At 51.5% G+C, this 20,385-nt stretch carries 24 protein-coding genes; 9 read left to right on the top strand and 15 right to left on the bottom strand.

The annotated features are described in order from the left end of the window. Positions 1-85 precede the first annotated feature (85 nt). The 11 genes from flgL to flgB all read right to left on the bottom strand — a co-directional run bounded on the left by flgL (position 86) and on the right by flgB (position 10,026). On the bottom strand, positions 86-1,039 hold the full coding sequence (gene flgL, locus FEK46_RS05525) for a flagellar hook-associated protein FlgL (protein ID WP_130215892.1): 954 nt from the start codon (positions 1,037-1,039) through the stop codon (positions 86-88). A gap of 11 nt (positions 1,040-1,050) precedes the next feature. Next, positions 1,051-2,694, bottom strand: a complete 1,644-nt coding sequence (gene flgK, locus FEK46_RS05520) for a flagellar hook-associated protein FlgK (protein ID WP_135406390.1) — start codon at positions 2,692-2,694, stop codon at positions 1,051-1,053. Positions 2,695-2,759: 65 nt separating this feature from the next. Beyond that, entirely contained in the window at positions 2,760-3,701 is a 942-nt protein-coding gene (flgJ, locus tag FEK46_RS05515; protein ID WP_130205527.1) for a flagellar assembly peptidoglycan hydrolase FlgJ, read from the bottom strand. Then, complete coding sequence (gene flgI / locus FEK46_RS05510) at positions 3,701-4,798, bottom strand: flagellar basal body P-ring protein FlgI (RefSeq protein WP_135559654.1); 1,098 nt, start codon at positions 4,796-4,798, stop codon at positions 3,701-3,703. Before flgI ends, flgJ begins: the two co-directional genes overlap by 1 nt. An 11-nt stretch (positions 4,799-4,809) precedes the next feature. After that, positions 4,810-5,505, bottom strand: coding sequence for a flagellar basal body L-ring protein FlgH (gene flgH / locus FEK46_RS05505; protein ID WP_135559655.1), 696 nt, complete (start codon positions 5,503-5,505; stop codon positions 4,810-4,812). A gap of 43 nt (positions 5,506-5,548) precedes the next feature. After that, on the bottom strand, positions 5,549-6,331 hold the full coding sequence (gene flgG / locus FEK46_RS05500; RefSeq protein ID WP_000625837.1) for a flagellar basal-body rod protein FlgG: 783 nt from the start codon (positions 6,329-6,331) through the stop codon (positions 5,549-5,551). Between the two features lie 158 nt (positions 6,332-6,489). Then, entirely contained in the window at positions 6,490-7,245 is a 756-nt protein-coding gene (flgF, locus tag FEK46_RS05495) for a flagellar basal-body rod protein FlgF (RefSeq protein WP_135559656.1), read from the bottom strand. Positions 7,246-7,264: 19 nt separating this feature from the next. Continuing rightward, entirely contained in the window at positions 7,265-8,470 is a 1,206-nt protein-coding gene (flgE, locus tag FEK46_RS05490; RefSeq protein WP_135406384.1) for a flagellar hook protein FlgE, read from the bottom strand. A gap of 24 nt (positions 8,471-8,494) precedes the next feature. After that, entirely contained in the window at positions 8,495-9,190 is a 696-nt protein-coding gene (flgD, locus tag FEK46_RS05485; RefSeq protein WP_064528545.1) for a flagellar hook assembly protein FlgD, read from the bottom strand. Positions 9,191-9,201: 11 nt separating this feature from the next. Then, on the bottom strand, positions 9,202-9,606 hold the full coding sequence (flgC, locus tag FEK46_RS05480) for a flagellar basal body rod protein FlgC (RefSeq protein ID WP_001196460.1): 405 nt from the start codon (positions 9,604-9,606) through the stop codon (positions 9,202-9,204). 3 nt (positions 9,607-9,609) lie between these two features. Beyond that, positions 9,610-10,026: a flagellar basal body rod protein FlgB gene (flgB, locus tag FEK46_RS05475; RefSeq protein WP_130216143.1), complete on the bottom strand. Its 417-nt coding sequence runs from the start codon at positions 10,024-10,026 to the stop codon at positions 9,610-9,612. 153 nt (positions 10,027-10,179) lie between these two features. On the opposite strand from flgB, the gene flgA reads away from it, so the two are divergent. The 3 genes from flgA to flgN all read left to right on the top strand — a co-directional run bounded on the left by flgA (position 10,180) and on the right by flgN (position 11,628). Continuing rightward, a complete protein-coding gene (gene flgA, locus FEK46_RS05470) occupies positions 10,180-10,839 on the top strand; it encodes a flagellar basal body P-ring formation chaperone FlgA (RefSeq protein ID WP_135559657.1) in 660 nt (219 codons plus the stop codon). Positions 10,840-10,913: 74 nt separating this feature from the next. After that, positions 10,914-11,207: a flagellar biosynthesis anti-sigma factor FlgM gene (gene flgM, locus FEK46_RS05465; RefSeq protein WP_130205511.1), complete on the top strand. Its 294-nt coding sequence runs from the start codon at positions 10,914-10,916 to the stop codon at positions 11,205-11,207. Between the two features lie 4 nt (positions 11,208-11,211). Further along, complete coding sequence (gene flgN, locus FEK46_RS05460; protein WP_130205509.1) at positions 11,212-11,628, top strand: flagella biosynthesis chaperone FlgN; 417 nt, start codon at positions 11,212-11,214, stop codon at positions 11,626-11,628. A 39-nt stretch (positions 11,629-11,667) separates the two neighbouring features. On the opposite strand, the gene murJ is transcribed toward flgN, so the two are convergent. The 4 genes from murJ to rimJ all read right to left on the bottom strand — a co-directional run bounded on the left by murJ (position 11,668) and on the right by rimJ (position 15,479). Beyond that, positions 11,668-13,203 (bottom strand): murein biosynthesis integral membrane protein MurJ, encoded by a 1,536-nt coding sequence (gene murJ, locus FEK46_RS05455; protein ID WP_130205507.1) that lies wholly within the window; start codon positions 13,201-13,203, stop codon positions 11,668-11,670. Between the two features lie 108 nt (positions 13,204-13,311). After that, positions 13,312-14,235, bottom strand: a complete 924-nt coding sequence (locus FEK46_RS05450; protein WP_135559658.1) for a Gfo/Idh/MocA family oxidoreductase — start codon at positions 14,233-14,235, stop codon at positions 13,312-13,314. A 1-nt stretch (position 14,236) separates the two neighbouring features. Then, entirely contained in the window at positions 14,237-14,884 is a 648-nt protein-coding gene (locus FEK46_RS05445) for a YceH family protein (protein ID WP_064528533.1), read from the bottom strand. A 10-nt stretch (positions 14,885-14,894) separates the two neighbouring features. Further along, positions 14,895-15,479 carry a ribosomal protein S5-alanine N-acetyltransferase gene (rimJ, locus tag FEK46_RS05440; protein WP_130205501.1) on the bottom strand — a complete coding sequence of 195 codons (585 nt, stop codon included), beginning with the start codon at positions 15,477-15,479 and terminating at the stop codon, positions 14,895-14,897. A gap of 235 nt (positions 15,480-15,714) precedes the next feature. Here rimJ and mdtH point away from each other — a divergent pair, with 235 nt between their 5' ends. From mdtH to bssS, 6 genes are all read left to right on the top strand, one after another. Further along, positions 15,715-16,923, top strand: coding sequence for a multidrug efflux MFS transporter MdtH (mdtH, locus tag FEK46_RS05435; protein WP_131162252.1), 1,209 nt, complete (start codon positions 15,715-15,717; stop codon positions 16,921-16,923). 63 nt (positions 16,924-16,986) lie between these two features. Then, entirely contained in the window at positions 16,987-17,634 is a 648-nt protein-coding gene (grxB, locus tag FEK46_RS05430; protein ID WP_130259666.1) for a glutaredoxin 2, read from the top strand. A gap of 133 nt (positions 17,635-17,767) precedes the next feature. Further along, a complete protein-coding gene (locus FEK46_RS05425) occupies positions 17,768-18,328 on the top strand; it encodes a lipoprotein (RefSeq protein ID WP_064528527.1) in 561 nt (186 codons plus the stop codon). Positions 18,329-18,433: 105 nt separating this feature from the next. Next, a complete protein-coding gene (gene pyrC, locus FEK46_RS05420; protein ID WP_135486305.1) occupies positions 18,434-19,480 on the top strand; it encodes a dihydroorotase in 1,047 nt (348 codons plus the stop codon). 73 nt (positions 19,481-19,553) lie between these two features. Then, entirely contained in the window at positions 19,554-19,799 is a 246-nt protein-coding gene (gene dinI / locus FEK46_RS05415) for a DNA damage-inducible protein I (protein ID WP_001217771.1), read from the top strand. 284 nt (positions 19,800-20,083) lie between these two features. Further along, positions 20,084-20,338 carry a biofilm formation regulator BssS gene (bssS, locus tag FEK46_RS05410; protein WP_000414435.1) on the top strand — a complete coding sequence of 85 codons (255 nt, stop codon included), beginning with the start codon at positions 20,084-20,086 and terminating at the stop codon, positions 20,336-20,338. Positions 20,339-20,385: the final 47 nt, after the last annotated feature.

Raw genomic sequence — 20,385 nt, 5'->3', positions numbered from 1 at the left:
CTCATAGCAAAAAAATGCCCGCCCCGGCGCTCCCAGAGCAGGCAGACAAAACATACCCAGTTTCAAGATATGCTTAAAAACGAGCTTATTTGTTGAGCTGGAAAAGCGACAATCCTTGCATATCTGTAAACGCTTTGTACGACGCCTGCAACGCCGTTTGCTGCATGATGTAAGATGAAATAGTCGCATTCCAGTCCACATCAACCAGATCGCTCATCTGCTGCGTTTGCCCTAAAGCGCGATCGCTACCTAATGAATCCAGCGACTCCAGTTCATTCAGTTGCGTGCCGAGTTCCGCGCGTACGGTCAGGACATTATTCAGTGAGTTTTTCAGGCCACGGTTGGTTTTATCCAATGCCGCAGCGGCGGTTTCTTTATCCGCTTCGCTATCTGCGACTGGCGTTTTTAGCGCCGCGATGGCGCTATCCAGCATAGCAAACAGGTTAGTTTCAGAATCGCTACCGTCAGGTTCCGCTACCGCGTTGCTGGTGATGCTGTTGAAAATTTTGTCACCTGTATGCCCTATCACCATTGAGCGAGAGGCATCGACCTGCTGCTTAATACTTTCTGTTCCGCCGACATAATCACCGTCAGCCTCACTAAACGGCGCGGATTCTGTTTTATAACCGGCAAAAATGTAACGCCCGTTCCCATCCGTGGTATTCGCCAGGTTTAACAACTGGTCGCGAATCCCCTGAATATCCGTTGCCAACGATGCCCGGTCATCATCACTTAACGTGCCGTTGCTGGCATAAACAATTTTTTCCTGGGCATTCTGGATTGCAGTCGTCACCTGGCCAAGCACGCTTTCTTCCAGCGACACCTTTTGGGTCGCGAAAGTCCGCGCAAGTGTGTACTGGCTGTTTTGCGCCTGCGCCTGGGAGAGAACCACGGCTTGTGATGCTGCAATGGGATCGTCAGAAGGGTTAACGACTCGCTTACCCGTCGACATCTGTTCGCCGTACTTCATCCATTCCGCCTGAGAATTGGTGATACCGCGCATATTTTGCTGGTACATCATCTGGGTACTGAAACGCATCTTATCTCCCCTTAGCGAATGTTAATCAGCGCATCAAAAATGGCATTCGCCGTCTGCAGAACCTGGGCATTGGCCAGATAATACTGCTGAAAACGTTGCAGATTGCCGTACTCTTCGTCGAGATTGACGCCAGAGATAGACTGCTGCTGATTAGAAAGTTGCGTCACCACATTACTTTGAGTAGTGCTGCTGGTTTTCAACGTAGCGGTTTTATTCCCGATATCGCTAACCAACGAGGCATAGGCATCGTTAAAGGATTTCCCCCCGCCGACCGTTTTGCCATTAGTTTGCAAATCCAGCAGCGCCTGACCATTGCGGTTGTCGCTTTCACCGGCAGTTTCGTCGCTTGCCATGGCGATTTTCGCTTCGTCAGTGATTAGTACATCCATATTGACGATGGCATCGCTTACCGGTTTCAAGGTGAAGCTGTCGTTTGGTTTTGGCGTTCCGGTGAAGGTCAGTTCCAGACCATCAAATGAGACTTTACCGTCGGCATCCGGCACCACCGTAAAAGTGGTATTGCTTGCCAGACGGGTGACCTGCCACTGATTATCTTGGAACGTGATTTTGTAATCTGTCGCCAGCACAGCGGAACTATCGGTCACCGTAGCACCGATCGCGGAGCTACCTTTGTTTTTGCTATTTTCCAGAACAGCGGGCTTACCAATAGCAAAGAAATCCCCCCCTTCTTTACCATTGGCATCATACCCCTTGCTATGTTGGGCATTGAAAGCCTCGGCAAATGCCAGCGCCAGTTGCCCGAGCGTATTGCGCGTCTGATCAAGATCCTGAGAACGAAATGTCAGAATGCCGCCCAGCGACCCCGTATTCAGCAATTTCTCCGGGATCTCGATATTTTCCGCCGTCCCATCAACATAAGCGACTGTCGTACGAGAAGGATCGGCACTAGATGGGACTGCTGCAAGCTGACGTGCCGAACTGCCTTGAACCAGCGAATACCCATTGGCCATGGTGATATTGTAAGTACCGCCATCCTGAACACTGACCTCAACACCAACGATCTGGTTTAATTCACTCACCAGTTGATCGCGTTGATCAAGGAGATCGTTGGGTGAAGCCCCTGCTCCCACACCTGTCAAACGGGAGATCTGATCGTTCAGACTGGCGATTTGTTTAGCATAATTATTGATCTGGTCAACGCTGGCACCTATAGCGATATTGACCTGTTTGTCCTGGTCGCGCAGATACTGGTCGGTGGTTTTAAACTGATTTACCAGACCTTCCGCCTTGCCAATCAGCGCCTGCCGCGCAGCCGGATCCTCTGCGTTACTGACCAGCGTTTGCAAACTGGTAAAGAAGTCCTGCATTTGCGTTGCCAGCGACGTGGTGCTGCCAGAGAGCATATTGTCGATTTTCGACATTTGCTCATAACGGGAAGTCAGGCCGCTACTCTGGGTCTGGGCCGCACGTAACTGATTGGTAATAAACGCATCGTATTCACGTTGCACGCCAGAAACATAAACGCCATTGCCTCCCCAACCGCCCGCACCTAACGTACTGTTAGCCTGCGCCATAATGGTGGTTTGTCGGGTATATCCGGCAACGTTATAGCTGGAAATATTATTACTCGCCGTATTTAACGCCGCCTGGGCAGCGTTAAGTCCGCTCATGGCGTTATTAATCAAGCTGGACATGGAGGTTCCTTATAAGCCTTCAATTACCAAGCATTATCGGCAGACACCCGCCGGACTTGAATTATTCAGAACAGATTATCGATACTCATACTGTAGGTTTTGCTCACCTTGTCGCTTACCGATTTCAATTGCTGAATCATATTGGTGAGTTTGCGGGCATATTCAGGATCGGTGGCATAACCGGCATCCTGTAATGCCTGCGCCCCCTGCTCGGCGCTGGCAGCGCGAGTCACGGCGGCGTAGCGTGGATTACGGGTTAACAGCCCAACGTAATCTGACAATGCTTCGAAATAAGAACTGTAAACACGAAACTTCGCCTTTACTTTCTTCGCTTCGCCGTTTTCATATTCGGTGGTAGTGATTTCAGTAACTGGCCCTTTCCAGTTACCTGACGCTTTTACGCCAAACACGTTGTAGCTCGGCTCGCCATTTTCGCGACGAATTTGTCGTTGTCCCCAGCCTGATTCCAGCGCAGCCTGGGCGAGGATCAGGTGATGTGGCACACCGCTTTGCTGACTTGCCAATTGAGCTGGCTGCGAGAGCTGTGCAAGGAACGCTTTGCTGTCACCAGGCAGCAAAGCATCAAAATTGTGCGGTAAAGCTTTTTGCACCATCTGCTTGAGCGCTTTATTTTGAAAACTCATCACTGTTTCAAGTGGGAATTTCATCGGTCCGGCAGGCATTTCTTCTGCTGGCAATGGCTGCTCTGGCGTCATCTGTTTTACCATCATCTCCGCAAGTCCCAGACCTTTGCCTGCTGTCATCTGTTGGGCTATCTGCTGGTCATACATGCTGGTGTAGAGCCGGGTATTCTCGCTGCTGAACAGGCCATCTTTCGGTAAGGCTTCACGCATGCTTTTTAGCATCATCTGCACAAACATCCCTTCCACCTGGCGAGCTACCGGGCGAATATTTGCAGCTGGATCTTCGCCCGCTTTCGCTTTCAGATCGTTAAGTGATTGAGCATCCCAGGCGGCGCTCGCCAGCAGCTTGCTGTCGCTAATCATCAGATGATTTCCAGTTTTGCCCGCAGACATCCCGCGCTTTGCATAGATTGCAGTATGGACATTAAATCCATCGGGGTGGCTCCCAAGGCGTTGAGCGCGCGCACCACGTTATTGAGGCTGGCGCTGGAACGCACGCTTTGCAGCGAACCGCCGCTCTGGCGTAAGTCGATCTGCGTTTGTGGCGTTACCACGGTCTGTCCGCCGCCAAACGGTGTATCTGGTTGGCTGACATTGGCCTGACGATTTACCGTAACCGAGAGATTGCCCTGCGCCACCGCGCAGCTGTCGAGGGTCACTTCACGATTCATCACCACCGAACCGGTGCGCGAGTTAATCACGACTTTGGCGTCCTGCGGGGTGACATTGACCTGCATATTCTGGATATCGGCAAGGAAACGCACCTGGGAACTATTACCGCTCGGCACACGTACCTGAATAGTTCGGGCATCTAACGCCGTGGCACTGCCGAATCCTCGGGTGCGGTTGATGGTATCGGCGATCTGCTGCGCCATCGCGAAGTCTTCGTCATTTAGCTGCAAATTGAGGGTATTGCCAGTGCCGAATTGGCTGGGCAATTCGCGCTCAATAATCGCACCGTTGGTGATCCGCCCGCCATTCAGTTGGTTAACCTGAACGCTGCTACCTCCCGCTGATGCCCCCGCGCCACCGACCAGAATATTGCCCTGCGCCAGCGCATAAACCTGGCTGTCGACGCCCTTAAGTGGTGTCATCAACAACGTACCGCCACGCAAGCTTTTGGCATTGCCCATGGAAGAAACCACCACATCGATGGTTTGCCCCTGGCGTCCAAACGGCGGAAGTGACGCTGTCACCATCACCGCCGCGACGTTTTTTAGCTGCATATTGGTGCCAGTCGGAACGGTAATTCCCAACTGTGAGAGCATGTTATTAAGCGTTTGAGTGGTAAACGGCGTCTGGGTCGTCTGGTCGCCCGTGCCGTCAAGGCCAACAACAAGGCCATAACCAATCAGCGAGTTTTGCCGTACGCCCTGTACGCTGGTGAGATCGCGAATGCGGTCAGCCTGTGCAACAGTCGCTACCAGCAGAAGAATGAATACAGAGAGAAGTTTAATCACCACAGCCTCACTTACATTGGAGACAGGTTAAGGAAGAAACGCTGTAACCAGCCCATGTTTTGTGCTTCGTTAATGTAGCCATTGCCAACGTACTCAATGCGCGCGTCTGCCACCTGGGTTGACGGTACAGTGTTGCTGCCACTGATGGTGCGTGGATTGACCACGCCGGAGAAACGAATAAATTCCGTACCCTGATTAATGGCGATCTGTTTTTCGCCCACCACATGCAGGTTGCCGTTGACCAGCACCTGATCAACCGTCACGGTCAAGGTGCCGCTAAAGGTATTGCTGGCATTTGCCCCGCCTTTGCCATTGAAGCTATTACCGCCAGAGGCATCAACGTCGGCACGGGCATTACCAAACAGCCCCTGCAAATAGCGCGGTACAGTATCAAACCCGAAGTTGGTTTTTCCGTCGCGGCTGGCATTAGCAGACGAACTCTTGCTGGCGCTGACATTTTCCTGCAACACAATAGTCAGCGTATCGCCGATATTGCGTGGTCGGCGATCTTCAAATAACGGCTGATAGCCATAATTAATCGGCTGGGCAGACTGAAAAATGGAACCATTGGCGACGGGCGTCGGGCCGGGTACAGGTTGTGCCGTGGTCACCCCCTGCACCAGCGGGGTAGACGGGATCCAGGCGCAGCCGGCCAGTGAAAGCACCAACAAGGTGGAAATGCCGTATTTTTTTCGCATGGCTATCATCTTCAAAAATCAATAAACCGGTAAGTTGCCCTACCGGTATGCTTTAGAGTTGCGTCAGTTTTTGCAGCATCTGGTCGGTGGTGGATACCGCTTTACTGTTGATTTCGTAGGCGCGCTGTACCTGAATCATGTTGACCAGTTCCTCCGCCACGTTGACGTTAGACGTTTCAACATATCCTTGATACAACAGCCCAGCGCCATTCAGACCTGGCGTGCTTTCGTTCGGTGCGCCGGAGGATTGTGTTTCGGTGTAGAGGTTTTCGCCAATGCTCTCCAGGCCAGTGTCGTTCATAAAAGTGGTGAGATTGAGTTGTCCAACCTGAACCGGAGCGGCCTGTCCTTGCTGGGTAACGCTGACCACGCCATCACGACCAATGGTAATGCTTAACGCATTCGCCGGAATGGTGATTGCTGGCTGCACCTGAAAACCGCCCGCCGTCACCAGTTGCCCGTTCTGATCCACCTGAAAAGAGCCGTCGCGGGTATAGGCTGATGAGCCATCCGGCAGCATGACCTGGAAAAAGCCCTGCCCTTTAATCGCCACATCTTTGCTGTTATTGGTTTGCGACAGGTTGCCCTGGCTGTGTAAGCGTTCAGTGGCGACCGGACGTACTCCCGTACCGATTTGTAACCCGGATGGCAAGGTAGTTTGTTCGGAAGACTGTGCGCCAGGCTGGCGAATGGTTTGATAAAGCAGATCTTCAAACACCGCCCGCTGGCGCTTGAAACCATTGGTACTGACGTTTGCCAGGTTGTTGGCAATGACGTCCATATTGGTTTGCTGGGCATCGAGGCCCGTTTTGGCGATCCATAATGAACTGATCATAAAATGTCCTGTAGTGGATTGCTGACAAATCGCATATGTCTTCTCGCCGGATGCGGCGTAAACGCCTTATCCGGCCTACAAGAGCTCGCAAAATCAATAAATTGCGAATCATCCCGCAGGCCCGTCGGGCAACTTATGTTTGTCATTTATCCTTTCAATTAACTCATCGACAGCAGTTGGTTGGCGCGACCAGCGTTATCATCGACGCTGCTTATTACCTTCATCTGCATTTCAAAACGCCGCGCACTGGCAATCATGTCGCTCATTGCCGAAACGGCATTGACGTTGCTACCTTCCAGCACGCCCGACATCACTCGTAACGTCGGGTCAGCCTGTAACACCGGACCACGCGAGGCCTGACTTTCCGCACTCAAACGAAAGATCCCATCATCACCACGCTGCACTTCACTGCCCATGGCTTTCACCAGTTTCAACCGTCCTACTGGCGCAACGGTATTTGCCGGATCGCCCGGATTGAGCGCCGAAATGGTGCCATCGGCGGCGATAGTAATTTCCGCCCCTTCCGGCACGGCAATCGGCCCCGCCTCGCCAATCACCGGATACCCCTGAATCGTTAGTTGTCCACCGGGATCAACCTGAATGCTGCCATTACGCGTATACCCCTCGCTGCCGTCAGCGGTCTGCACGGCCAGCCAGCCATCCTGCTGCAACGCAACATCCAGGGGGCGAGAGGTGAAATCCATCTTGCCGGACGTCATATCTGCACCTGGCGTAGATGCCGTCACCAGAGTGCGTGTGGGCAGAGAAAGCCCTTCCACCGGCACTGCGCGCAAGGCGTTTAACTGCGCGCGAAAACCGGGCGTGGAGGCATTCGCCAGATTGCTGGCGGTCACCGCCTGTTGATTCAGCGTCTGGCTGGCGGCGCCCATCGCGGTATAGATTGCGTGATCCATCGAGCTATCCCGTCAGCAATTAGCGTAAGTTAACCAGCGTGTTGAGGATCTGGTCCTGAGTTTTGATGGTCTGAGCGTTAGACTGATAGTTACGCTGGGCGACAATCATATTGACCAGTTCTTTGCTGAGATCGACGTTGGACGCTTCCAGGGCGCCGTTGGTCAGTGCGCCAAAATTGCCGGTCCCGGCGATTCCCAGCAGCGCTACACCAGAAGACTGCGTTGCAGACCAGACGTTGTCCCCCTCTGATGCCAGCCCTTCGTTGTTGGCAAAGTTGGCCAGCACAATCTGACCCAGCAATTGGGTTTGTTCGTTCGAATAGTTCCCGACTACCGTGCCGTCATCGTTGATTTGATAACTCACCAGATCGCCCGGTTTGTAACCGTTCTGGGTGGTTGCCACAATATTGTTAGCGCCGGTGTTTTGCTGCATAGAGTTGAGGAAGCTGAGGGAGAATGTCGCAGGTTCCGCGCCGTTAATCGCGCCAGTGGTAATATCCTTTGTTGGATCCGACGTCAGAACACCATTGGCATCAAATTCCAGTGTTGTCGCTATCGTTGCAATGCTGTTTGGAGCACTACTATCCTGGGTGTAGACATCCCAGGTATTATCTTGCGTCTTCACAAAGTAGACGCTCATGTCATGGGCATTACCCTGACTGTCATACACCGTTACCGAACCTTTTTTGTTATAGCTATCGGCATCACTGGCGCTGAATGGCGTAACGGTAGGAAGCGTATCACTGGAGTTAAGGTTAATCTGCATAGACGCCGTGGTCGTGGACTTCGCCGCCATCAAGGTATTTGGAATCGAAATACTGCCTGGATTCGCCCCTTGCTGGATGGTCGGAGGCGTACCGGTTGCCGGATACCCGGTCAACTGTAAACCTTGCATATTCACAAGATTACGGTTTTCATCCAGTTTGAATTGCCCGTTACGGCTGTAAAACACCGAACCGTTACTGTCTACCAGACGGAAAAAACCGTTCTGGCTGATAGCGACGTCCAGGCCACGGCCAGTATTTGTGGTCGTGCCATCGGTAAAATCCTGAGTGATGCCAGCAACTTTTACCCCCAGTCCCACTTTCGAACCAGCAAACATATCAGCAAAAGAAGCCGTGCCGGATTTAAAGCCATAGGTGGCGGAGTTGGCGATATTGTTGCCAATGACATCGAGATTGGTGGCGGCAGCGTTTAATCCGCTAACCGCTTGAGAAAAGGCCATGACTGACTCCTGAAATGTGAAGGCTTAAATTATCTGCCGTACTTCGTCGAGGGTGGTGGTGCCGTAAGTGCCGAGATCCAGCGTGTTACCGTTATTGCCGCGAATCACGCCCTGTACCAGCGCAAACTGCAATGGCTGGGCAACCAACTGCGTACCGCCGTTGCTGGCACTAATTGCCACGTTATAAGAACCGTTCGGCGCGGTCGTACCATCGGTCAACGTGCCGTCCCAGGTGAAACTGTGGACTCCGGCGCTGAGCTCACCAATATCAATGGTGCGCACAACCGCGCCATTTTTATCGGTTATGGTTGCGGTCACTTTGTCTGCGGCCTGTTGCAGCTCAACACCAAACGGCGTGGTGGTGGTCACCGCCCCTTCTTCACTGCCTGTACCGGCAAGAATGGTGGTGCCGGGGATCATCACGCCGTGACCAATCAGGTTGCTGGCCTGTAGCGACTGGCTGTTATCAATCTGCCCGGAAATCGAACCGAGTGTGGTGTTGAGCTTTTCAATCCCGCTGACCGTGCTGATTTGCGCCAGTTGTGACGTCAGCTCGTTGTTTTCCATTGGATTGGTCGGATCCTGGTTTTTCAGTTGCGCCACCAGCAACGTCAGAAAGCTGCTCTGTAAATCGGCGGCGTTACTGCCCGTAATCGAACTACTGCTGGTAGTGCTGACGCCGGTATTTGTCGGATCGGTGGTGGTTACCGCAATGGACATGACTTTCTCCTTTATTGACCGAGCGTGAGGGTTTTCAGCATCATGCTTTTCACCGTATTGAGTACTTCAACGTTGGCCTGATAGCTGCGCGACGCCGACATGGTGTTAACCATCTCGCCTACCACATCGACGTTTGGCATTTTCACGTAGCCCTTCGCGTCCGCCAGCGGATTACCCGGTTCATAGACCAGTTTGTCCGGGGCCTGGCTTTCAATCACGTCAGCCACTTTGACTCCGCCCGTCGCTGCCCCTGGCGCGGCGTTCACCTGGAACACCACCTGTTTTGCCCGATAGGGCTGACCATCTGGCCCCGTCACGCTGTCGGCGTTGGCCAGGTTGCTGGCAGCCACGTTCAGACGCTGAGACTGAGCGGTTAACGCCGATCCGGCGATGTCAAAAATATTCAGCAGTGCCATCCGTTAATTTCCGCTTTGTAATACGTTCATCATGCCTTTGATTTGTCCGCTCAACGCGCTAAGGCTCATCTGGTATTGCAGGCTGTTATCGGCAAACTGGGTGCGTTCGCGATCCATATCCACGGTATTGCCGTCCAGTGAAGGCTGGTCCGGAATACGGTATTGCAATTCTGTGGCAGGAGGTGACAACGCCTGTGCTGGAATATGCTGCGACGAGGTCAACGTCAGCGCGACCACGCTGGTTTCATCTCTCCCGCGCTGCATCACTTTTTTAAGTTCACTGGCAAAATCCATATCGCGCGCCTGATAACCAGGGGTATCGGCATTGGCGATATTTGCCGCCAGCACTTCCTGACGCTGGGCGCGCAGATTGAGTGCCTCTTGTTGAAAACGTAAGGCGGCGTCGAGCTTATCGAGCATATCTCCTCCGCAGATATCAAAATTCTGCCGTCAGCTTAAAGACTTTACGCGCGCGTTATCGGCGGAATAAAAGCAAAATGGGTTGCTATTTATGCCGTTGATGGTCATTGCGTACGGGTACAATTCAGGCTGTGAAAATAGCCGGGGGCAGAAATGCTGACAATAATGCGCTGTGTGGCGATCATCACGATGTTGTTCAGTCCACTTAGTGCGGCTGGCGATTTCCCCTCACAATTGCAAACCTATTTCGTTGCACAACTGGCAGGGCTAAGTGATGAGGTCCACGTTTCTATTCGTACTGCACCCAATTTATTGCCGCCATGCGAACAGCCGCTGCTTTCCATGACTAATAACGCCCGCCTGTGGGGCAATGTGAATGTGCTGGCACGTTGTGGCAACGATAAGCATTACGTGCAAGTGAATGTACAGGCGACAGGGAATTATGTTGTTGCAGCAATGCCTGTTGTGCGTGGGGGAAAGCTTGACGCTGGCAGTGTAAAACTTAAACGTGGCAGACTGGATACACTACCGCCGCGTACCGTTCTGGATGTTAATCAACTGGTTGATGCGGTTAGCCTGCGCGATTTGGTCCCCGAACAACCTATACAGCTGACTATGCTGCGTCAGGCCTGGCGGGTAAAAGCAGGACAACGTGTTAACGTGATTGCCAGTGGCGATGGGTTCAGTGCAAATGCTGAAGGTCTGGCGCTGAATAACGCTTCCGTCGCGCAAAAAGCCCGCGTGAGAATGATATCGGGTCAGGTAGTCAGTGGCGTAGTGGATGCCGATGGGAATATTCTTATAAACCTGTAAGCTATTAAAGATTGCCCGTCCATTGCCGATAAATAAGCAACAAATGATAAAGCGCCCTCAATGAGGAATAAACCATGAGTATTGACCGCACTTCCCCCCTGAAGCCTGTAAGCACCGTTCAGCCACGTGAAACCAGTGACGCTCCGGTAGCCAATACCCGCGCAGCAAAAACGACGGCTACCGCCAGTACTAACGTCAAGTTAAGCGATGCGCAGGCAACACTGATGCAACCGGGCAGCAGTGATATCAATCTTGAACGCGTTGAAGCATTAAAATTGGCGATTCGTAATGGTGAACTAAAAATGGATGTCGGCAAAATTGCCGATGCGCTGATCAACGAAGTGCAACAAGATTTAATGAGTAAATAATCAGATGCCGCGTCTTGCTGAGATTCTCAACCAGATGTCTGTGGTGCTTAACGAGCTTAATATAGTGATGGTCCAGGAGCAGCAACATCTCTCTATGGGGCAGTTCACCGGTAGCCAGCTGCAACATATTACAGAACAAAAAAGCTCAATGCTGGCGACTCTGGATTACCTGGAACAGCTGCGTCGACAGGCACCGGATACAGAAATAAGTGAAGATATTGCGCAATGCTGGCAGGAAATCACCGAGAAAACGCAGCAATTGCGCCAGTTAAATCAGCATAACGGCTGGCTACTGGAGGGGCAGATTGAGCGCAATCAACAGGCACTGGAAATGCTGAAACCGCATCAGGAGCCGACACTGTACGGGGCGAACGGTCAGACCTCAACACCCTGGCGCGGTGGTAAAAAGATTTCTATTTGAAGATTTTCTCCGGCCTGCGATGCAGGCCGGAATTCTACGTTAAGCAGTACGACGAGCAAATTCTTTTACTTTGAAGCCCAACACGGCCAGTGCGGCAAAGTATGCTGCAATTCCCGCGACAACGACCGCCATCAAACGCAGTAAACGCCAGGGCATAGTGCCCAACGACCAGTCCGGCATAATATGCAACATGCCTAAAAGCACACCAGACATCACCAGAACCGCCACGAGTAAACGCAGCAGAAACGCAGTCCAGCCGGGTTGTGGGGTAAAGATTTTCTGCTTACGCAACTGCCAGTAAAGCAGCGAAGCATTCAGACACGCCGCCAGACCAATGGAAAGCGACAGTCCGGCATGTTTCAACGGGCCGATAAATGCAAGGTTCATCAATTGCGTCAAAATCAGCGTGACGATGGCAATTTTCACCGGCGTTTTAATGTCCTGCCGTGAATAAAAGCCCGGAGCCAGCACTTTCACCACAATCAGGCCAATCAAACCTACCGAGTAGGCAATTAACGCCCGCTGGGTCATCAGCGCATCAAAGGCGGTAAATTTACCGTACTGGAACAGCGAAACAGTTAACGGACCGGAGAGGATGCCCAGCGCCACCGCGCTTGGCAGCGCCAGCAGGAAACAGAGACGCAGCCCCCAGTCCATCAGACGGTTGTATTCATCGTGATTACCGCTGGCAAAACTTTTCGACAACGACGGCAGCAAAATGGTCCCCAGCGCCACGCCCAGTACACCGGACGGAAACTCCATCAAACGGTCGGCATAATACATCCATGACACCGAGCCGGAGGCAAGAAATGAGGCAAAAATAGTGTTGATGATTAAGGAAATCTGGCTAACAGAGACGCCAAGAATCGCCGGCCCCATCTGTTTCACTACGCGCATCGCCCCTGCATCGTGGAAGTTAATGCGCGGCAATACCAACATGCCAATCTTCTTCAGATGCGGCAGCTGATAAACCAGTTGCAGGATGCCGCCCACCGTAACTGCCCACGCCAGCGCCAGCACAGGTGGATTAAAGTACGGCGCAGCAAACAGCGCAAAGCCAATCATGCTGATGTTGAGTAACGTTGGGGCAAATGCCGGAATCGAGAAACGGTTCCAGGTATTCAGAATTGCCCCCACCAGCGATGCCAGTGAAATCAATAAGATATAAGGAAAAGTAATCTGTAATAACTGGCTGGTAAGTGCGAATTTGTCGGCAGTATCCGCAAAGCCCGGCGCGGTTACCATGATCACCCACGGCGCGGCGAGCATGCCGGCGACCGTCACAACCGCCAGCGCCAGTGTCAGCAGACCAGAGACATAAGAGACAAAGACCCGCGTGGCATCTTCACCCTGCTTGCTTTTATATTCCGCCAGAATCGGCACGAAAGCCTGGGAGAATGCCCCTTCAGCAAAGATACGGCGTAACAAGTTAGGAAGTTTGAACGCGACAAAAAAGGCGTCGGTTGCCATCCCTGCGCCAAAGATTCTGGCGACAATAGCGTCGCGTGCGAAGCCAAGCACACGCGAAAACATGGTCATCGAGCTGACGGCGGCCAGCGATTTTAATAAATTCATCGGTGTTCTAATCCAGACCCACGGCAAAACGCCTGCAAGGCAGGCGCTGAAAGAGGCGAATAGTCTACCTGGATTATGGTGAATTGCTACCGCCAGATGTTACAGGGTTTATTCACTCATCGCATCGCGCCAGATCTTATCAACGATGCGCTGCGCCAGCACCGCCTGTTCACCCGCGGTTTGCGGAACTGTCTGATTTTGCACGCATTCAATGAAATGGCGCGCACAACCGACAAATCCACGCTGCTCGAGGGTACTTTGCCAGCCAGGAATCGGTTTATGCACCACGCCCTGCCCACGCTCCTCACGCCATTCACGCATATCGGTGATGTCGATTAATGCCCCTTCAGTCACTGCCAGCACCGCTTCACGCTGACTTCCGGCACGACGATGCATACAGGTGGTGATTTGTAACTGACCTGCCGAAAAATGGTGCTCGGCAAACAGCATTTCGCCAGACTCATTAGTCAGCAACGTACCGCTTTCGAGAGTTGCATTGCCGCCAGACAACCACAACGCGGTATCAACCACATGCAGATAATCATCCAGCAAGGTGAAATAAAGATCGTGTGGCCCGACGCTATTGGTACGATGTTTATCCATTCTTAGCGAGGCTGCGCTGGCAAGCTGCGTTTTTAACTCACAGTACAGCGGCGCGAAACGACGGTTAAAGCCGACCATCAGTGTCAGTTTTTTGCGCGCTGCAAGTTCAACCAGTCGCTCGGCATCGCGCAGATTTTCCGCCAGCGGTTTATCGACACAGACATGTACACCTGCATTTAATAACGCACTGACCACCTCAAAATGACTGGCGGTGCTGGAGTGGACAAATACCGCATCGCAACTGGCGGCAAGGTTAGATAACGAATCGGCGTAAGGAATGCGCCAGCTTTCACAAATTGAGATGGCTTTCTCACGCGTTGGCGACCACGCCCCCTGTAGCGTCCAGTCAGACGCAGCTGTCAGCACTGGCAGCCACGCTTTTTGCGCGATGCCGCCTAAACCCACTACGCCGATACGTAATTTTTTCACGTTAATCTCCCAGATGGGCCAGCAACGAATCAAGACGCTGTTTCAGTTCTGCCACCTCGATTTCCAGGGCTTCGACGCGGGATTGTAAATCACCACCAACCGCGTCCGACGTTTCTGTAAGCACAGGCTGATCATCCACCTCGCCACTGAAAAGATGCATATAGCGGCTTTCGCGTTTACCCGGTTCGCGAGCCAGACGAACGACAAAAGGCCCATCTTCGCGATTAGCCAGTTGTTCCAGCGTCGTTTCTACTTCCGTCATATCGCTGAATTCATACATCCGCGCCGCGCGACTGCGCAGTTCACCTGGCGTCTGAGCACCGCGCAACAACAAGGTGGTAATTAATGCGACTTCCGCGGCGCTAAGTTTCAGGTCACCAAACTCAGAGTTGCAGAAACGCTGTTCATATTTGGTGACTCGATTACCAAAGCCACTCACCGTGCGCAGATAATGGCGTTTTACCAGATTATCCAGTTGCTCCTGTACCTCGGATTCGCTCAGATTCATTACCGGTTCACGGTTTGTTTTCTGGTTACAGGCCGTTACCACGCCATTCACGGAAAGCGGGTATTGCTCTGGCGTCGTCACCTGTTTTTCCAGCAAACAGCCAATCACACGGGCTTCCAGTGCGGTAAGTTGATACTTCATGAAATTCTCCTTAGCGGCCGGGCGTCCAGTCCGGGGTGGTTAATGCCGTCAGTACGTGATCGCGCCATTTTCCATCAATCAACAAATAATCTTTCGCATAGCCTTCTTTTTCAAACCCCAACCGCGCCAGCAAATCACCGCTGCGTTTATTGTGCGGCATATAGTTGGCCATAATGCGATGAATATGTTGGGTACGTTGCATATAGCGAATGGCGGCGGTCAGAGCTTCAAACATCAGTCCTTTCCCCTGCCATTTTTGTCCGATCGAATAACCGAGATAACAGGCGTGAAAAGAGCCGCGTACCACATTGGAAAAATTGGCTACGCCAATAATCTCTTTCTCATCTGGATCAAATAATCCAAAGTAAAAGGCTGAGCCCTGTTTATGAAATTCGTTAATCATGCTTAACCTGGCCTGCCAGCCTGAAGGATAGCAGTGGCTTTCATCGCGCACCGGCTCCCAGGGCTTCAGGAAATGGCGATTCTCTGCGTAATAATCCGCCAGTCGCCAGGCATCACGTTCATGCACCAGACGCACGACCAGTCGGTCGGTGGTTAAGCGCACTTTTGGCACGTTACTGCGATAGCCAAACATTCTATACCTACTCCTTCCCGTAACGTCTTTAATACGCTGTAAGTATTACTATACCTGCGCAACCAGAGCCTGTGAAAAGTCCAAAATACCATTTTCTGCATTATTCACATATTTGATAAAAACTCTCTATCAAAGCGACGTTTTGATAAAAAAATATTGTCCCCGATATGATGGGAAAAATCTTAGCAGCAATGCAGAATAGAAAGTGCTCATCTTTTATTTCCCGGGAGGGGAAATGTCGCGCGTATCGCAGGCGAGGAACCTGGGTAAATATTTCCTTCTCGTCGATAATATGCTGGTCGTGCTGGGGTTCTTTGTTGTCTTCCCGCTGATCTCTATCCGCTTCGTTGATCAAATGGGCTGGGCCGCCGTAATGGTCGGTATTGCCCTCGGTCTGCGTCAGTTCATTCAGCAAGGATTAGGCATTTTCGGCGGTGCTATTGCCGACCGTTTTGGCGCTAAACCGATGATCGTTACCGGTATGCTGATGCGCGCCGCCGGATTCGCCACCATGGGCATCGCCCATGAACCCTGGATGCTGTGGTTTTCTTGTTTGCTCTCGGGCCTCGGCGGTACGTTATTTGATCCGCCGCGTTCGGCGCTGGTGGTGAAATTAATTCGTCCGGAACAACGGGGTCGTTTTTTCTCCCTGTTGATGATGCAGGACAGTGCCGGTGCGGTCATTGGCGCGCTGTTGGGGAGTTGGTTATTGCAATACGATTTTCGCCTGGTCTGCGCCACGGGGGCAATTCTGTTTGTATTGTGTGCAGCGTTTAACGCCTGGTTGTTGCCTGCGTGGAAACTCTCTACCGTTCGCACGCCAGTCCGCGAAGGCATGACCCGCGTGATGCGCGATAAACGTTTTGTCACCTATGTCCTGACACTCGCGGGCTACTACATGCTGGCGGTGCAGGTGATGTTGATGCTGCCGATTATGGTCAACGACGTTGCCGGAGCGCCCTCTGCCGTTAAATGGATGTATGCCATCGAAGCGTGTCTGTCGTTAACGTTGCTCTACCCTATCGCCCGCTGGAGCGAAAAGCGTTTTCGTCTGGAACATCGGTTGATGGCGGGGCTACTGGTGATGTCATTAAGCATGATACCCGTGGGCATGGTCAGTGGCCTGCAACAACTTTTCACCCTGATTTGTCTGTTTTATATTGGCTCGATCATTGCCGAACCTGCGCGTGAAACTCTTAGCGCCTCGTTAGCGGATGCACGAGCGCGCGGCAGTTATATGGGGTTTAGTCGGCTGGGCCTGGCGATAGGCGGCGCTATTGGCTATATCGGCGGCGGCTGGCTGTTTGACCTGGGTAAATCCACGCAACAACCGGAGTTGCCGTGGATGATGTTGGGCGTTATTGGCCTCATCACCTTCCTTGCATTGGGCTGGCAATTTAGCCATAAACGTGCCGCACGTCGGTTGCTGGAACACGACGCCTGATTTGATACTCCCCCCTGACTCCTCCATACTGAAAGTGAACTGACAGCCAAATGGAGGAGTCACGTGAAGCTATATATTTACGATCACTGCCCTTACTGCCTCAAAGCCCGCATGATTTTCGGCCTGAAAAATATCCCCGTCGAATTACACGTTCTGCTCAACGACGATGCAGAAACACCCACCCGGATGGTCGGTCAAAAACAGGTTCCCATTCTGCAAAAAGATGACAGCCGCTATATGCCAGAAAGCATGGACATTGTTCACTATGTGGATAAGCTCGACGGCAAACCGTTACTGACGGGTAAACGCTCCCCTGCCATTGAAGAGTGGCTGCGCAAGGTCAACGGCTATGCCAATAAACTGCTGTTGCCGCGTTTTGCCAAATCGGCGTTTGATGAGTTTTCTACTCCCGCCGCACGCAAATACTTCATCGACAAGAAAGAGGTCAGCGCGGGTAATTTTGCCGAGCTTCTCTCACATTCTGATGGGTTAATTAAAAATATCAGCGATGATTTACGTGCACTGGATAAACTCATCGTCAAGCCAAACGCCGTGAATGGCGAGCTTTCGGAAGATGACATTCAACTTTTTCCGCTGCTGCGTAATCTGACGCTGGTTGCCGGAATAAACTGGCCAAGCCGCGTCGCTGATTACCGCGATAACATGGCCAAACAGACGCAAATCAATTTGCTATCATCAATGGCGATTTAATCCTGGCCTGCCGCGGCAGCCTGTATTCGCGGGTTGCCGCTGTTTTCAGTTTTTTCTGCTGGCGAGTTTATCGCTGGTGACACATGCTGCGTTGTGTCAGGATATTGACGCAGATTTCATGTCGAGGACTACCATGAACAAGTTTTTATTTGCCGCTGCATTAATCGTCAGTGGCCTGCTCGTTGGCTGTAATCAACTCACCCAATACACCATCACCGAACAAGAGATTAACCAGTCGCTTGCGAAACATAATAATTTCTCAAAAGATATCGGTTTGCCCGGCGTGGCTGACGCCCATATAGTTCTGACAAACCTGACCAGCCAAATTGGTCGTGAAGAACCTAATAAGGTTACCCTAACCGGGGACGCCAATCTGGATATGAACTCTCTGTTCGGTAGCCAAAAAGCAACCATGAAACTGAAGCTGAAAGCGCTGCCTGTGTTTGATAAAGAGAAAGGCGCCATCTTCCTGAAAGAGATGGAAGTGGTCGACGCGACCGTGCAGCCGGAAAAAATGCAAACCGTGATGCAAACGTTACTTCCCTATTTGAATCAGGCATTACGCAATTACTTTAACCAGCAGCCGGCTTACATCCTGCGCGAAGATGGCAGCAAAGGCGAAGCAATGGCTAAAAAACTGGCAAAAGGCATTGAAGTGAAACCAGGTGAAATAGTCATTCCGTTCACTGATTAATTACGAGGGCGTATTTGCGCCCTTTATTTTTCGTGCAAAGGAAAACGTTTCCGCTTATCCTTTGTGTCCGGCAAAAACATCCCTTCAGCCGGAGCATAGAAATTAATGACTGCACCATCCCAGGTATTAAAGATCCGCCGCCCAGACGACTGGCACCTTCACCTCCGCGATGGCGACATGTTAAAAACTGTCGTGCCGTATACCAGCGAAACCTATGGTCGGGCCATCGTTATGCCCAATCTGGCACCGCCTGTAACAACAGTTGAGGCTGCTGTGGCTTATCGCCAACGTATCCTTGACGCCGTACCGGACGGACACGATTTCACCCCGCTGATGACCTGTTATTTAACAGACTCGCTGGACCCCAATGAGCTGGAGCGTGGATTCAACGAAGGCGTATTCACCGCTGCAAAACTTTACCCTGCAAACGCCACCACCAACTCCAGCCACGGCGTGACGTCGGTTGACGCAATCATGCCAGTACTTGAGCGCATGGAAAAAATCGGTATGCCGCTGCTGGTGCATGGTGAAGTGACCCATGCTGACATCGACATTTTTGACCGTGAAGCGCGTTTTATTGAGACGGTCATGGAGCCACTACGCCAGCGCCTGACCGCGCTGAAAGTCGTTTTCGAGCACATCACCACCAAAGATGCTGCTGACTATGTTCGTGACGGAAATGAACTATTGGCCGCCACCATTACTCCCCAGCATCTGATGTTTAACCGTAACCATATGCTGGTTGGCGGTGTGCGTCCGCATCTCTACTGTCTGCCGATCCTCAAACGCAATATTCACCAACAGGCGCTGCGTGAGCTGGTCGCCAGTGGTTTTGATCGCGTTTTTCTGGGTACCGATTCCGCACCACATGCCCGTCATCGTAAAGAGAGTAGCTGCGGCTGTGCAGGTTGCTTTAATGCGCCATCGGCGCTGGGTAGTTACGCCACCGTATTTGAAGAGATGAATGCACTACAGCATTTTGAAGCATTCTGTTCTTTAAACGGGCCGAAATTCTATGGATTACCGGTCAATGAATCGTTTATTGAGCTGATACGCGAAGAACAGCAAATTGCTGAAAGCATCGCTCTGACAGACGACACGCTTGTTCCTTTCCTGGCAGGGGAAACTGTACGTTGGTCTGTTAAGCAATAAAAAACGTAGCCACCTGTTGTCTTTAGCTTATTTTGCCTGTATAAATAACCAGTATATTCAACAGGGGGCTATTATGCGAATTGAAGTCACCATAGCGAAAACTTCTCCACTACCCACTGGGGCCATTGACGCTCTGGCGGGTGAACTTTCTCGTCGTATTCAGTATGCGTTTCCGGACAATGAAGGTCACGTATCGGTACGATATGCTGCGGCAAATAATTTATCGGTTATTGGCGCAACAAAAGAAGATAAACAGCGCATTAGCGAAATTCTACAAGAAACGTGGGAAAGCGCCGATGACTGGTTTGTTAGCGAATAATATGCAGTGATGTTTGTTTTTGCCGGGTCGCCCCGGCTTTTTTATATTTTAAGATTGTTTGTACAAATTTTACACTCCCTCAAAATAATTGCACAATATGCTAAAAAAATATGAACGACATGCTGTTTTATTGTTCATATAAATCTTAAAAGCAAAAAAATATCTCACTACCCCTTTAAAATTTCGGTGAATACCCATATTTATTGATATACTGAAGTTGCTTCAGATAAAAACGCATTGAACCTCGAATAACGTTGTCTAGTAACACGAATTAGGGGGCCATGATGGAAAAAAACAATGAAGTCATTCAGACTCATCCGCTCGTAGGGTGGGACATCAGCACCGTTGATAGCTATGATGCGCTGATGTTGCGTTTGCACTACCAGACCCCAAATAAGTCCGAGCAGGAAGGGACTGAAGTTGGTCAGACACTCTGGTTAACTACTGATGTTGCCAGACAATTTATTTCGATATTAGAAGCAGGAATCGCCAAAATTGAATCTGGTGATTTCCATGTCAATGAGTATCGGCGTCATTAACATGACATGACCATCCACCCAAAAGGCACCTTAACGGTGCCTTTACC

Origin of the sequence: Escherichia sp. E4736 (assembly GCF_005781225.1) — a bacterium.
In the GTDB taxonomy this organism is placed as follows: Bacteria; Pseudomonadota; Gammaproteobacteria; order Enterobacterales; family Enterobacteriaceae; genus Escherichia.
This window is presented reverse-complemented; position numbering and strand designations above follow the sequence as displayed.

Excerpts from the sequence above, each read along its gene's own strand:
- flgL (WP_130215892.1), bottom strand. The coding sequence starts at position 1,039 with ATGCGTTTCAGTACCCAGATGATGTACCAGCAAAATATGCGCGGTATC.
- flgK (WP_135406390.1), bottom strand. The coding sequence starts at position 2,694 with ATGTCCAGCTTGATTAATAACGCCATGAGCGGACTTAACGCTGCCCAG.
- flgJ (WP_130205527.1), bottom strand. The coding sequence starts at position 3,701 with ATGATTAGCGACAGCAAGCTGCTGGCGAGCGCCGCCTGGGATGCTCAA.
- flgH (WP_135559655.1), bottom strand. The coding sequence starts at position 5,505 with ATGATAGCCATGCGAAAAAAATACGGCATTTCCACCTTGTTGGTGCTT.
- flgG (WP_000625837.1), bottom strand. The coding sequence starts at position 6,331 with ATGATCAGTTCATTATGGATCGCCAAAACGGGCCTCGATGCCCAGCAA.
- flgF (WP_135559656.1), bottom strand. The coding sequence starts at position 7,245 with ATGGATCACGCAATCTATACCGCGATGGGCGCCGCCAGCCAGACGCTG.
- flgE (WP_135406384.1), bottom strand. The coding sequence starts at position 8,470 with ATGGCCTTTTCTCAAGCGGTTAGCGGATTAAACGCTGCCGCCACCAAT.
- flgD (WP_064528545.1), bottom strand. The coding sequence starts at position 9,190 with ATGTCCATTGCGGTAACCACCACCGATCCGACAAATACCGGCGTCAGC.
- flgC (WP_001196460.1), bottom strand. The coding sequence starts at position 9,606 with ATGGCACTGCTGAATATTTTTGACATCGCCGGATCGGCGTTAACCGCT.
- flgB (WP_130216143.1), bottom strand. The coding sequence starts at position 10,026 with ATGCTCGATAAGCTCGACGCCGCCTTACGTTTTCAACAAGAGGCACTC.
- flgA (WP_135559657.1), top strand. The coding sequence starts at position 10,180 with ATGCTGACAATAATGCGCTGTGTGGCGATCATCACGATGTTGTTCAGT.
- flgM (WP_130205511.1), top strand. The coding sequence starts at position 10,914 with ATGAGTATTGACCGCACTTCCCCCCTGAAGCCTGTAAGCACCGTTCAG.
- flgN (WP_130205509.1), top strand. The coding sequence starts at position 11,212 with ATGCCGCGTCTTGCTGAGATTCTCAACCAGATGTCTGTGGTGCTTAAC.
- murJ (WP_130205507.1), bottom strand. The coding sequence starts at position 13,203 with ATGAATTTATTAAAATCGCTGGCCGCCGTCAGCTCGATGACCATGTTT.
- FEK46_RS05445 (WP_064528533.1), bottom strand. The coding sequence starts at position 14,884 with ATGAAGTATCAACTTACCGCACTGGAAGCCCGTGTGATTGGCTGTTTG.
- rimJ (WP_130205501.1), bottom strand. The coding sequence starts at position 15,479 with ATGTTTGGCTATCGCAGTAACGTGCCAAAAGTGCGCTTAACCACCGAC.
- mdtH (WP_131162252.1), top strand. The coding sequence starts at position 15,715 with ATGTCGCGCGTATCGCAGGCGAGGAACCTGGGTAAATATTTCCTTCTC.
- FEK46_RS05425 (WP_064528527.1), top strand. The coding sequence starts at position 17,768 with ATGAACAAGTTTTTATTTGCCGCTGCATTAATCGTCAGTGGCCTGCTC.
- pyrC (WP_135486305.1), top strand. The coding sequence starts at position 18,434 with ATGACTGCACCATCCCAGGTATTAAAGATCCGCCGCCCAGACGACTGG.
- dinI (WP_001217771.1), top strand. The coding sequence starts at position 19,554 with ATGCGAATTGAAGTCACCATAGCGAAAACTTCTCCACTACCCACTGGG.
- bssS (WP_000414435.1), top strand. The coding sequence starts at position 20,084 with ATGGAAAAAAACAATGAAGTCATTCAGACTCATCCGCTCGTAGGGTGG.